Source organism: Neglectibacter caecimuris, assembly GCF_034335015.1.
Taxonomy (GTDB): Bacteria; Bacillota; Clostridia; order Oscillospirales; family Acutalibacteraceae; genus Acutalibacter; species Acutalibacter caecimuris_A.
On record NZ_JAWXXK010000010.1, the window covers coordinates 27774 to 41014 of the forward strand.

The following is a 13241-nucleotide window of genomic DNA, read 5'->3' on the forward strand; positions in this document are numbered from 1 at the left end:
TTGCGGCTTATCCCTTTACGCCGCCCAGTACCATACCGGTGGTAAAGTACTTTTGCAGCAGGGGATAAAAGCCCAGGATCGGGATCATGGCGATAAAGATCTGAGCGCATTTTACAGTGCGGTCCGAGATCTCGCTGAGGGATTCTGCGTCCTTGATGGAAAGCATGGAAATATCCCGGTTTACCACCACTGTCTGTAAATAGCTTTGCAGCGGGTAATTGTCCGGGTTGTTCATCAGGATCAGCCCGTCAAACCAGGAATTCCAGTTGGTGACCAGGCAGAACAGGATCAGCGTGGCCAGGGAAGGGGTGGAAAGCGGCAGATAAATTCGGGCAAGGATCGTCCATTGTCCCGCGCCATCGATCAGCGCCGCTTCCTCCAGCTCCTTGGGAAGGGAACGGAAAAAGTTCATCAGAATGATCATGTTGAACACAGGCAGGGCGCCTGGGATCACCAGGGCCCAGATAGTGTCGATGAGCCCGGTATTGTAAATGGTCAAAAACCAGGGAATCAGCCCGCCGCTGAACAGCATGGTAATGACAAAATACCAGGTAAAGATATTGCGGGCACGGAAGGCGCTTTTCCCTTTGGAAAGGGGATAGGCCACCAGAACTGTCAGCAGCATATTTACGGGCACCGCCAGAAGAACGCGCTGGACGGCCACAAGGAAGGAACGGTAAAAGGCGGGTTTGCGAATCACATACTGGTAGGATTTCCAGGTGAAATCCACCGGCCACAGCGTTACCTTGTTGGCCATTGCCGCCGCGCTGGAGCTGAGAGAGACTGCCAGCACATAGACAAGAGGCAACAAGCAGCACAGCGCCGCCAGGATCAAAACGGTGTAATTGACAATGAGAAAGATCCTGCGACCAGGGGAAACATGCTTCATCGAGGATACCTCCTTAGAAAATCTGATAGTCCGCGAACTTATATGCCAGCAGATAGGAAGTGGAGATCAGGGCAAAAGAGATCACAGACTTAAAAAGCCCCACCGCCGTGGCAATACTGTACTGTACCTGCTGCAAGCCCAGCCGGTACACCATGGTGTCGATAATATCCCCGGTGGCGTATACCTGTGGGGAAAGCAGATTATAGATCTGGTCGAACCCCGCGTTCAGAACATTTCCCAGAGCCAGCACAGTCATCAAAACAATGGTGGGCAAAATGCTGGGCAGAGTGATATGCAGGGTCTGTTTGAACCTCCCAGCGCCATCTACCACGGCGGCCTCATACAGGGTGGGGTCGATCCCGGTCAGGGCGGCAAGATAGATGATGGTGCCGAAGCCGAATTCCTTCCACACATCAGTGAAAACCATGGTGTAGGGGAACCAGCCGGCGTCCCCCAAAAAATAAATGGGTTCTATTCCGAAAGCCCCTAACAGCCGGTTGACGATCCCTTCCGTTGGGGAAAGCAGATCGATAAAAACGCCCGCCAGGATCACCCAGGAAAGGAAGTGGGGGAGATAGATCAAGGTCTGTACCGTTCTTTTGATGGGCGCTATGGCAACCTCATTCAGCATGAGAGCCACCAGAATGGGAACCACCAGACCGCCGATAATTTTTAAGATGGCGATGAAGAAGGTATTGAAAATAATGTTTGGGGTGTCCGGCATGGAAAAGATGTAGTCGAAATTGGAAAGTCCTGCCCAGGGAGAGCCAAAAATCCCCAGGGAGGGATCGAAGTCCTGAAAGGCCATCACAAGGCCGCCCAGAGGAATGTACTGATAAATGAATACCACAATAATGCCTGGCAGCAGCATGAGATAAAAAGGAATTTCCCGTTTGAGCCTGCCGGCTTTCTGCATTTTCCGGTCCATACGCGATACGCTCCTTTCGTCAGGCGGAGGCAGTACACCGCCCGGTGCATATGTTTATCAGAAAAAATCCGCCGCCTTCTGGCGGCGGATCTTTTCTAAAGGAGAAAACAAAATTTAGGAGAACCCTCGATTTTATTTTTATTGCGCGGAAGCGGCGTACCACTCATTGACCTCCGCCGTGATCTGCTCGCCGCCCAGGCGGTTCCAATCGTTTACAAAGCTGTCAAAGGTGTCGATGGAAGCGCCCATGATGATCTTGGTGAATATCTCATTTTCCATTTTGCTGAGCACACCGGAATTTGCCACAATGTTGGAGCCCTTGGTCGCCATAGTCTCCGTGGGAGCGCCATAGAAAGCGTTGTAAAGGTAGGAGTTTTCCTTCTCGCACTGCTCCAGCACGGTAAAGGCGCCCTCTTCTCCGTAAATGGCGTTCATACACCAGTCGGCGCCAAGCACACTGCCGTTTAAGGTATTCACGATCTTCTCATAGTAAGAGGTCTCAATAGCGGACAGGCTGGAAGGATCGTCCTTTTCAATGGCTTCCAGGCAGTTTTTGTGGGTATCCAGGTTCTGGTACAGTTTCTCGCTCATGATAGGAGCGTATTTGAAGGCCTGGATCCCGTCCGGGGTTTCCCAATAGGTCAAAGGATCGGCATTTTCACCGAAAACCTTTTCATAGAAAAGGTTCAACATCTTTACTACTGCCTCGGGGTGCTCGCAATTCTTGTTGACCACCACGTAGTTGGATACCGGAATATCCACTACGGAAACAACGGGGCTGCCGTCCACGCTTGCCAGGGGGCAGGCGACCCAATCGGCGTTGGGGTCGTTATCCTTGCTGCTGTTTAAGGGCCAGGAGGGATTCCACATCATTCCCATTTCAATGCCGATCCGGCCGGAACTGGTGTATTCCGCTACCTTGCCGCCGTCCTTTGTACCGAATTCCGGATCGAAAATTCCCTTTTGGTACAGTTCCTGAAGCTTCAAAAGCGCGTCCTTCATCTCGGGCTGGATCGAGCCGTATACCACAGAGCCATCGTCATTCTGGAGCCACTTTCCGGGATAGGCGCCGTAGGCAAAGAAAATGCCGTCCGCTCCGGAAAAGGTGCTGAGAATGTCCTTTGTCAGGCCGATTCCGTAAGTATCGTTCTGGCCGTTTCCATCGGGATCGTTTTTCACAAAGGCCTCCGCCACAGCGGTGAGCTCGTCCATGGTAGCGGGCTTTTCCAGGCCCAGTTTTTTGAGCCAATCCTGGCGGATCCACAAAACAGGTACACGGTCCAGGCCCGTGGTGGCGTTGTGGGGCAGAGCCATCAGCTTACCGTTGAAATTCGCAGACTTGAATACGATATTGTCCAGCGGGCGGATCTCTTTCGTCAGGTCGGTGGCGTATTGATCAAAAGCGTCGTCCAGGGGGGCAATGCTCTCCTCTTTGGAATCCACCAGGCGCTGTAGCTGCTTCATGTCCACATTCATCAGGTCGGGCAGATCGTTGGTGGCGATCAAAACGTTGATCTTATCGCTGGCCTGTACCTGGGGAACGGTCCATTTGTACTCGATGTTGATGCCCAGCTCTTCCGCGTAGGCCCGGATCCAGGCGTTGTCCTCATAGCTTTCTCCTTCCTTGTATTTGATGGTGTCGTCCACTACAAAGATGGAGGAAATGCTGATGGGCGGGTCGTACTTTGCCATGGGATCAGCCGGTTCGGCCGCCTGACTGGAGGGTGCCGCTGCGGAGGACGAGGGTGTGTTTTTGCTTTCGGTCTGGCTGGAGGGAGAGCCGGGCTGCCCGCAGGCCGCCGTGCCCAGCAGCATGCTGGCGGCAAGGGCCAATCCGGCAGCTTTTTGGATCATTGCTTTTTTCATGTTGGAACCTCCTCTTGATTAGGCAGCTGGTTGCTGTCTATTGTTCTCAAAAAGAGTCTACCATATGAGAAAGAAATGATACAATATTTCCATTTCCAGATTGTTGCCCTCTGTCCAGTTCTTCTCCTTTTTTGTCGAAAAAAGGCCCCTCTATAAAGGAGCAATGAACAATTAGCAATGGAGTGCAAGGGCGCAAGCGTTGTAACCAACGCTCAGTAAATTATAGTTTATCTGCTCTTAGCCTCCCCTTATTTATAAGGGGAGGGGGACCGCCGAACGGCGGTGGAAGGGATAGTCACACGCAGAAAGTGGCATAGAACCGCTAGTTAGAATCCCCTCAGTCACGGCGCAGCCGTGACAGCTCCCCTTATAAATAAGGGGAGCCGAAAGACGCTAAATATAAATTTAGCAAACTAAGTCCTTGCCCTTAAATTGCTCATTCCTCATTGCTCATTCCTGATTTCTAATTGTCCTCCCGGTCGGAACGCAGGCTCTCCTGATATTGCAGGGGCGTCATGCCGGAAACCTTTTTGAAAAAACGGGTAAAGTAGGAAGAGGAGAAAAAGCCCACTGCCGCGGAGATATCCTTCATTTTCAGCTTTCCTTCGGCGATGAGGCGCTTTGCCTCCTCCAGCCGCTTTTCTGAAATGTAGGCGGAGAGGTTTCGCCCGGTTTGGGCGCGGAACAGGTCGGAAAGGTATTTGGGATTATAGTTGGAAAGCTCGGAAAGTCGGGAAAGGGAAAGATCTCCGTCCAGGTGGTTTCGGATATAGGACTTTACCGTTTCCACACAGCTGTGGGTTTGGGCATTGCTGGAGGCCTGCTGAAAGTCAAACAGCGCTTCTCCGAAGGCCAGATACCTGTCTTGGGGAAAAGGTCCGGAAAGCTCTGCCTGAGAAAGCTCTTGGGAAAGCACGCGGGTTTGCGCCGTGGCTTTGGCGTGGGAAATCTGATTCAAGCAGGAGAGAAACAGCAGGTTCAATTCCAGCGCCAGCTCCCGGCCAATCTCCCTGCGTTGAGAGGAAAGTTCCAAAAGCGCTTCATAAAGGGCGGAAAGCCGTTTGGAAAAGGCTTCCCGATTTCCCGTTTCCAGATCTGCCTTCAAAAGCTGCATTTCTTTTTTGCAGGCTTCCTTTGCCCGGAAAAGGCTCGATTCCTGAGTGGGCGTATCCTTTTCGCCCGGCGCCACATAGATCAGGTTTTTCCCTGTGGAAAGCTGCAGGCGAAGGACAGATTTCAAATGCTGATATTCATAAAAGACCTGATCCCAGGCGGCGGGCTGTTCCGCCAGCACAAAGCAGAAGCTGCTTTGGCATACCGTTTTCGCGGCGTCCAGCTCGTCGAAAATCAACTTGGGAAGGGCCTGGGTGATCGAGGGCGGCAGGGAGGCGCAGGGCTGTAAAAACCAGACAAAGCCCCCGCTTTCCTGATAGGCAAAGCACCGGGCCTTGTCTCTCAGCCGAATGGTCAGCAGATCGGTGAGCAGGTTCATTTGCAGCAGCGGATCCTCTATAGGAGAAACAGGAGCCCCCAACAGTAAAGTGACCGGCTGCTCCGCCCGGAAGGGGATCTCCAGCGCATCAAAAATCTTTTGTGAGATTGGGGCGGCATCGCCGGCGATCACCCCGCTCCAGAGCTCCCGCAGCCGCAGGGCCCGAATGATTCCCAGCTGCTCTTGAGAGCGCATTCGCAAAGCTTTTTCCTTCAGTTCCTCCTCCATTTCCTGAACGCATTCCCCCACGGCCTTCAGAATGGCGTCGTGTCCTTCTGTTTTGAGCAGAAAGCGAACTCCGGGGTTTTTCAGCGCCGCATAGGCGTATTCAAATTCTTCGAAGGCGGTGAGAAACAAAATGCGGCAGTCGGGCCAGTTGACCCGTACCCGCCGCATCAGCTCCAGGCCATCGATCACGGGCATTCGAATATCCGTAAGCAGAATATCAATGCGCTGCCGGTTCAGGATCTCCAAGGCCTGGGTGGCAAGGCAGGCCTTTTGTACCTCCAGCTCCCAGGGATTGCGCTCCTCCAGTAAAGTGGATAAGCCCTCCACGATCATGGGCTCATCGTCTACGATCAAAATGCGGTACATGATTTCAGCCTCCTTTTTCGGTTTCTTCAAGGGGGTCGGAAAGCGGAATATCGATTTCCACCCGCAGGCCGCCAAGCTCTGACCTCACAACGCGCATCAGACCGGACTTCCCAAAGCGAATGGAAAGGCGGCGGTAAAGATTGGAAAGAGCGCCCGCTGTAATAAGGTCCCGCGGCTGCACGCAGTTCTGCCGAGTCGCTATGAGATCCTCCTCTTTGAGCTCTTCGCCGTTGTCTTCTACAAACAGGGTAAGGGCCTTTCCCTTTTCCTGAAAGCCAACGTGAATGATCCCATCGGAAAGCTTGTTTCGCAGCCCGTGCTCCAACGCGTTTTCGATCAGCGGTTGCAGCAGCAGGGCGGGCAGCCGCAGGGCCTCCAGCTCCGGGCGGGGCAGTTCATCGATCTGAATGGTGATCCGGTTGGAAAAGCGGATCTCCTGGATCTCGGCGTAAATGCGGGCATATTTCAGCTCGCTGGAAAGCTTCACGTTCTCAGAGGCCTCCTTGGTAACAAAACGAAAATATTCCCCAAGCTTTTGAGAAAGCCGGGAAGCCAGCTCGCACCCTTCCGCCATGGAAATGGTGGAAATGGAGAAAAAGGCGTTGTAGAGAAAATGGGGATTGATCTTCTGCTGTAAGTGCTTTAATTCTGCCTGCTGGGTCAGAATGGTCTGCTCGCTCACCTCGTTATTGAGGCGGCAGATGGTGGAGATCATGGAATTAAAGCCCTCGTAAATATAGGCGAATTCTTCCGGCCCACGGTGCTCAATGACAGCGTTCAGCTTACCGTTCTCCACCCGGCGGAAGGCCGCCAAAAGTGTGCGCAGAGGCTTGTGTACGATTGCGTAAACAATGGAGGAAAACACAGCCAGCACAAAAATGGAAAACAGGAGAAACGCGATAAGCCAGTTTCGGTAAAAATGCAAAGGGGAAAAAATATTTTCCTCCGGCGTGTAGCTGAGCAGTGTGGCATCCAGCGCCTGAGAGTGCTGATAGCTTACCACATAAGGAGTTCCCTGATAGGTAAGGTGCAGGGAGCCTGACGCATCCGCATTAGAACGTTTCGCGATTTCTCCCGCCAGGTATGGGCCGATCTCCGCCCGGACTTCTTCCTCGGCGGTCGCTTCGCCAAACTGCAAATGGGCCTGCGTGCCGTACAGGGCTTCCCCCTTGCTGATGGTGTCGGTGAAGGAATCCAGATCCAGCTGAATGGTAAGGGCGAAGGCATCGAGGCCCCTGAGGGGTCTGGCGCTCAGATCCATGAGGTAGGGAGAAAGCAGCACCATATAGGGCTTTTCTGTATGGACCGTAATGGGAGAAGCCAAAATCTCCATACTCTCCCGAATAAATTCATACTCCTCGTCTGTCATAGTGGAAACGCCGCTTTTCCCGGAAATGGCAATCCCACTGGACAGGAACCAAACGGTGGCGTCCTTTACATAGACAGAGCTGGAGCAGAGGGTATTCATCTTTTCCTGTACGGAGCGCTCTGTAAAAACGATGTCGGAAAGAGACATATCGTCATAAGAAAAGCCCAGCGTGTTCAATTCAAAATCGTTGACTAGATTCAGCTGCTGGCTGCGGATATACTGAATATCGTTTTCCAGCACCTGCATATCATTTTTGATCTGCGCCTGATGAGAGGAAAAAATATTCTCCTGGATCAAATGGTAGCTTTTTTCATAGACCAGCAGGCTCATGGCGTATAAAAAAGAAAAAAGCAAAAGAAACAGGAGCATCACGGTGCGAAAGGTGGAAGCGGTAAATACCCGTTTGACGCCGGAAAGTAGAGAGGCACTGTGCATGAAATCGCCGCCTTTTCAGAGGGTCCCGTCCCGAAAAAAGCCCTCGAATTTTCACGAAACTTGTCGGAATGTATCGCATTATAGCACTTTCTGTTCCGGCCTGACAAGGAAATTTTAACGGGCGGACTCTAAAGCCTGATCTCCACCGCCTCGTCCAGTACCATGGAATTCGGGGAAACCAGGCAGTCGTAAGCGAGAAGCTGTACGCCGTGGGAAGCGGCAAAGCGGAGGGCCTTTGCGAATTCCGGGTCGGTAACGGCGTTCGGCTCAAAATACCTTGGTCCCTTCATCTGAATGACGAACAGCGCGCAGGCACGGTAGCCCTGCTCCACGCAGCGGCAAAGCTCTCTGAGATGCTTTGTGCCCCGTTCGGTGGGCGCGTCAGGAAAACGAACCACGCCGTTTTCTTCCAGGGTAACGCCCTTCACTTCCAGAAACCATTTTTCATTCTGCCCTGTTTCGGCGTAAAAATCAAACCGGGAATTGCCGAATTTTTGTTCCGCACGCAGCAGGATAAGCTCCGGAAGCAGCCGGGGCAGGGCCTCCGCCGCAGCCTTGTTGGGGGCTTGGCTGTCCATATTGATCAGAAGCTCTCCCTTTCTCACGGCAATGAGATCATACAGGGTTTTCCTGGCGGCATTTTCGCTTTTTTCCACATATACCTCCGCTCCCGGAACTAAAAGCTCCCGGCAGCGTCCCGTGTTTTTTACATGGCAAACGCAAACCTCCCCATTGATTTTTACCTGGGCGATAAAGCGATTGGGCCGGGAAAGAAAGCTCCCGGGAAGCACGGTTTTGTAAGTCATGGAAAAACCTCCGCAAAATTTCAGGATAGGTCTTGCTCTAAACGGTAGAAAGCTTTATACTAGACAGAAAGAAGCAAGGTGATTTGTTCTTTTCCGAAAGTGCAAAAGAGCTGCCCTGGCTCCTTCGTGAATTTTAGTATAGCATATTTTTCGAGAGAAAGAAAAGAACAAATCAGAGCTCTATATTATGGTAACTTAAATTAAATATGTAAATCAAAGTAAATCCGGTGTTTGCAATAAGATAGTTAAAATTCTTTGATGTATTGCTGGGTTTTATAAACAAAAATCAGAAAAGGAGTGATCGGCTTGAAAATTTATGTAAACTCAAATGCGGCCCAAAATGGAAACGGAACAAAGGAAGCGCCCTTTCAAACGCTCTCGCAGGCGGCTGAGATGGCCAGGGCGGGGGACGAGGTGCTGGTGGCTCCCGGTATTTACCGGGAATGGGTAGATCCGAAAAACGGCGGCATGGACGAGGAGCACCGGATCGTTTACCGATCCCTGGAGCCGGGCAAGGCTGTGATCACCGGGGCGGAGCCGGTAAAAACCTGGCAGCCATACGAGGGAGAGGTTTGGACCGCCCGGATCCCCAATTCCCTGTTCGGCGGCAGCAATCCTTATACCACCCTGCTGGAGGGAGATTGGTACATTCCGGAAAAGCCCTTCCATACCGGGGAAGTGTATCTGAACGGGAAATCTCTCTATGAGGCGGAAACGCTGGAGGGCGTGCTCAAACCGCTGCCTCACGCCGCCTCCTGGGACCCGGAGTTTACCGTTTACCGCTGGTACACGGAGCAGGAGGGGGACAGCACCGTGCTTTACGCCAATTTCCACGGGCTGGATCCCAACCGGGAAAATGTGGAGATCAGCGTGCGCAGCAGCTGCTTCGCCCCTTCTGAGACTGGAAAGAACTATATTACCCTTTCCGGCTTTACTGTGCGGCAGGCTGCCACACAGTGGGCGCCGCCCACCGCCTATCAGGAGGGAATGATAGCCCCCCACTGGTCCAAGGGGTGGATCATCGAGGACTGCGAAATCTCCGAATCCAAGTGCTCCGGCATTTCCCTGGGAAAATACCGCCAGGAGGGCAACGATAACAAGTGGCTGCACTGGAAATATAAGGACGGCACCCAGACGGAGCGGGAGTGTATCTGCCAGGCTCAGCGGGAGGGCTGGACAAAGGAGAGCATCGGCTCTCACACCGTCCGCCGCTGCAATATTCACGATTGCGGACAAACCGGCATCGTGGGCCATTTGGGCGGTGTGTTCTCCGTGATCGAGGACAATCATATCCACCATATCAACAATAAGCAGAACCTGGCCGGCGCGGAGATCGGCGGCATCAAAATGCACGCCGCCATCGATGTGGTCTTCCGCCGGAACCATATTCACCACTGTACCCGAGGCCTTTGGCTGGATTGGCAGGCCCAGGGCACCCGCGTCACCCGGAACCTGTTTCACGATAATACCCTGCCCAATCTGAAGCCCGATATGGAGCAGCCGGACCCCTCCCTGTTTCAGGGCCTGGGGGAGGATATTTTTGTGGAGGTCTCTCATGGTCCCACGCTCATTGACAACAATCTGCTGCTTTCCGCCCGTTCTTTGAAGCTTGCCTGTCAGGGTGTGGCGGTGGTGCACAATCTCATTGCGGGCAGCCTGGTTTCGGTGGGCATCGGCACGGATAACGGCGCGAAAACTCTGGCCTGTCCCCGTTATACGCCCTACCATGTTCCCCACCGCACGGAGGTGGCGGGTTTTATGACCTTCCTCCACGGAGATATGCGGTTCTATAACAATATTTTTGTACAGCAGCCGGTGCACCCGGCCCTTTGGGCGGCCATGGAATCCAGAAAGGAAGCGAAGGACCCCTGGGACGACTGCAACATGAAAACCGGAACCTTTCCCTATGACGGCTATCCCACCTTCGAGGAATGGGACCGGGAATTTGAAGGTTACTGCGGTATGGGTTCTGCGTCCAGCGACCGCTACTACATGCACCTTCCTGTGTGGACGGGAGGCAACGTGTTCTTTAATGGTGCCAGGCCCTGCGACAGAGAAAAGGATTATGCTGTGGCAAGCGATACGGTCACCCTGAGCCTGAAGGAGGAAAACGGCGCGTATACTCTGGAAACAGATCTGTACGGGTGTCTGCCGAAGCTTGAAACGGCCCTTGTGACCACCGAACTTTTGGGTATGGCCTTTGAGCCGGAGCAAAGCTTTGAAAGTCCCGATGGCTCCGCTATCTGCTTTGACAGCGATTATTTCGGCGTCAGCCGGGAAAATGCTCCGCTGCCGGGTCCCTTCGCTTCCGGAAAAGAAGCGGAAGCTCCGCTGTTCTAGTCGTGGATTTTCCAAAAAGGTCATATTGCTTTTTTCTGCTCAATACAGTATACTGGTTATTAGAGCCGAAAAGGGCAATGCCGCCTGTTTCCGGCGCTGAATTCGAGGGGGGAGTGGCGATGCTGATGCAGTATCTCTGGCTGAGCGTAACGATCCTGGCCGCCATCGTGGAGGCTGCTGTGCCCGCACTGGTGTCCATCTGGTTTGTGCCGGGAGGCCTGGCGGCGCTGATCGTGAGTCTTTTAGGCGGCCCGGTGTGGCTGCAGATCCTGCTGTTTCTTGTGGTTTCTGCGCTGGCTCTGCTTTTCACCCGTCCTTTGGTGAAAAAATTCCAAAAGGATAAGGCGGAGAGCACCAATGCCGATATGGTACTGGGGCGTACCGCCCTGGTCACGGAGGACATCAACGACCTGCTGGGAACCGGCAGAGTCACGGTACGGGGGAACAGCTGGTCCGCCCGCTCTGTGGAGGAAGGTACGGTGATTCCCAAGGGAGAAGCCGTTCTGGTAGAGCGCATTGAAGGTGTAAAGCTTATGGTGCGCCGGAAAAAAGAAGGAGGATCTTTATGACGGGATTAGAAGCTTTTGCCGGAATTTTTGTGGTCGCGGTGCTGGTGATCTTTGTGCTGGCGGTCATCATCGCCAATATCAAGATCGTTCCTCAGGCACACGCCTTTGTGGTGGAGCGGCTGGGCGCGTTCCATGCCGCATGGGGAACGGGCCTGCATGTGAAAATTCCCTTTTTGGATCGCATCGCGCGGAAGGTGAGCCTGAAGGAGCAGGTCATTGATTTCCCGCCTCAGCCGGTGATCACCAAGGATAATGTGACTATGCAGATCGATACTGTGGTCTATTTTCAGATCACCGATCCCAAGCTTTACGCTTACGGCGTGGAAAACCCCATTTCCGCCATTGAAAATCTCAGCGCCACCACGCTGCGGAACATTATCGGCGAAATGGAGCTGGACCATACCCTCACAAGCCGCGACGTGATCAATTCCAAGATCCGGGTGATCCTGGACGAGGCCACCGATCCCTGGGGCATCAAGGTAAACCGTGTGGAGCTGAAAAACATCATTCCTCCTGCGGAGATCCAGGATTCCATGGAGAAGCAGATGAAAGCGGAACGGGAGCGCCGGGCCAAGATCCTGGACGCCGAGGGTGAAAAGCGCAGCGCTATCCTGATCGCCGAGGGCCAGAAGGAATCCGCCGTGCTCCGCGCGGAAGCGGTAAAGGAAACGAAGATCCGGGAGGCCCAGGGCGAAGCGGAAGCCGTTCTCACTGTGCAGCGGGCCAGGGCGGAAGCGGTAAAGCTGATGAATGAGGCGAACCCCGGCGAGCAGGTCATTGCCCTGAAGAGCCTGGAGGCCTTTGAAAAGGCCGCCGACGGCAAGGCAAACAAGATCATTATCCCCTCCAATATTCAGGGCCTGGCGGGCCTGGCGGTCTCTCTGAAGGAACTGATGGCGGACGGGGAAAATAAATCGCACAAAAATTAGGAGAAAACCTCCTGAAAATTTTCCCATTGGCAAGGCTTCTTACATCGGTAAGAAGCCTTGCACTTTTTTTGGTTTCATTGTATACTGAACCTTGTTCTAATGAGAAAAATCAGGTGCGGAAAGGAAGGCTGTTTTATGCCCTTTGTAGATGTGAGAATGAGCTGCGCGGTTACGGCGGAGCAGGAGTCCCGCCTGAAAGCGGGGCTGGGCGAGGTCATTTCCCTGATCCCTGGAAAATCAGAGAGCTCTTTGATGGTACAGATCGCGCCGGAATGCCATATGTGGTTCGGCGGCAGCGAGGCAGGCCCCATTGTCATGGCCAAGGTATCCATTTACGGCAGGGCCCCCGAGGGTTCCTTTGAGAAATTCGGGGAAGCGGCGGTGGCGTTGTTCAGACAGGTTCTGGGGGCGGAGCACGTCTATGTCAAACTGGACGAAACCACCGACTGGGCCTGGTAATTTTCTGTTCGGGAAAGGAAGAAGCTCAAATATGTGTGAGAAAAAAGCAGCGGTCATTATGGGCAGCGACAGCGACCTGCCGGTGGTGGCCCCGGCCATCAAGCGGCTGAAGAGCCTGGGGATCCCCCTGGAAGCTCATGTGATGAGCGCCCACCGCACCCCGGAGGAAGCGGCGGAATTTTCCAAAAACGCCCTGCAAAACGGCTTTGGCGTGATCATCGCCGCCGCCGGAAAGGCAGCCCATCTGGCAGGCGTTTTGGCGGCGCATACCACACTGCCGGTGATCGGTATTCCGGTGAAGTCCTCCACCCTGGACGGCCTGGACGCGCTGTTGGCTACCGTGCAGATGCCCTCCGGCATTCCCGTTGCCACCGTTGCTATAGACGGCGCGGACAACGCCGCGATTTTGGCGGCGCAAATGCTGGCTTTGTCCGACCCGGCGCTTCAGGGAAAGCTTTCCGATCTGAAGCGGGAAATGCGGGAAGGCGTTGCAAAAAAGGATCAGACCTTGCAGGAAAAACTGAAGGAGCTGTAACAAGAAATTCAGAAAGCGGAAGGAGAAGCG

At 53.7% G+C, this 13241-nt stretch carries 11 protein-coding genes; 5 read left to right on the plus strand and 6 right to left on the minus strand.

Annotated elements, in window-relative coordinates; genetic code table 11:
- Positions 1 to 7: 7 nt before the first annotated feature.
- From U8T64_RS12700 to sfsA, 6 genes are all read right to left on the minus strand, one after another.
- Positions 8 to 889 (minus strand): carbohydrate ABC transporter permease, encoded by an 882-nt coding sequence (locus U8T64_RS12700; RefSeq protein WP_322184041.1) that lies wholly within the window; start codon positions 887 to 889, stop codon positions 8 to 10.
- A 13-nt stretch (positions 890 to 902) separates the two neighbouring features.
- Positions 903 to 1817: an ABC transporter permease gene (locus U8T64_RS12705; protein WP_322184043.1), complete on the minus strand. Its 915-nt coding sequence runs from the start codon at positions 1815 to 1817 to the stop codon at positions 903 to 905.
- Between the two features lie 138 nt (positions 1818 to 1955).
- On the minus strand, positions 1956 to 3683 hold the full coding sequence (locus U8T64_RS12710) for an extracellular solute-binding protein (RefSeq protein WP_322184045.1): 1728 nt from the start codon (positions 3681 to 3683) through the stop codon (positions 1956 to 1958).
- 463 nt (positions 3684 to 4146) lie between these two features.
- Positions 4147 to 5769: a response regulator transcription factor gene (locus U8T64_RS12715; protein ID WP_322184047.1), complete on the minus strand. Its 1623-nt coding sequence runs from the start codon at positions 5767 to 5769 to the stop codon at positions 4147 to 4149.
- Positions 5770 to 5773: 4 nt separating this feature from the next.
- The gene (locus tag U8T64_RS12720; protein ID WP_322184049.1) at positions 5774 to 7573 is read right to left on the minus strand and encodes a sensor histidine kinase; all 1800 of its coding nucleotides are present in this window, start codon (positions 7571 to 7573) and stop codon (positions 5774 to 5776) included.
- A 128-nt stretch (positions 7574 to 7701) separates the two neighbouring features.
- A complete protein-coding gene (gene sfsA, locus U8T64_RS12725) occupies positions 7702 to 8379 on the minus strand; it encodes a DNA/RNA nuclease SfsA (protein WP_322184051.1) in 678 nt (225 codons plus the stop codon).
- A 306-nt stretch (positions 8380 to 8685) separates the two neighbouring features.
- Between sfsA and U8T64_RS12730 the strand changes: the two genes are divergently transcribed.
- The 5 genes from U8T64_RS12730 (at position 8686) to purE (ending at position 13211) form a co-directional block, all read left to right on the plus strand.
- Positions 8686 to 10719 carry a right-handed parallel beta-helix repeat-containing protein gene (locus U8T64_RS12730; RefSeq protein WP_322184053.1) on the plus strand — a complete coding sequence of 678 codons (2034 nt, stop codon included), beginning with the start codon at positions 8686 to 8688 and terminating at the stop codon, positions 10717 to 10719.
- A 77-nt stretch (positions 10720 to 10796) separates the two neighbouring features.
- Positions 10797 to 11288 carry an NfeD family protein gene (locus U8T64_RS12735; RefSeq protein ID WP_322184055.1) on the plus strand — a complete coding sequence of 164 codons (492 nt, stop codon included), beginning with the start codon at positions 10797 to 10799 and terminating at the stop codon, positions 11286 to 11288.
- Positions 11285 to 12217: an SPFH domain-containing protein gene (locus U8T64_RS12740; RefSeq protein WP_322184057.1), complete on the plus strand. Its 933-nt coding sequence runs from the start codon at positions 11285 to 11287 to the stop codon at positions 12215 to 12217. The genes U8T64_RS12735 and U8T64_RS12740 overlap by 4 nt, the downstream gene beginning before the upstream one ends.
- A 135-nt stretch (positions 12218 to 12352) precedes the next feature.
- Complete coding sequence (locus tag U8T64_RS12745) at positions 12353 to 12676, plus strand: hypothetical protein (protein ID WP_322184059.1); 324 nt, start codon at positions 12353 to 12355, stop codon at positions 12674 to 12676.
- 31 nt (positions 12677 to 12707) lie between these two features.
- On the plus strand, positions 12708 to 13211 hold the full coding sequence (gene purE, locus U8T64_RS12750; protein WP_322184061.1) for a 5-(carboxyamino)imidazole ribonucleotide mutase: 504 nt from the start codon (positions 12708 to 12710) through the stop codon (positions 13209 to 13211).
- The last annotated feature ends 30 nt before the right edge of the window (positions 13212 to 13241 follow it).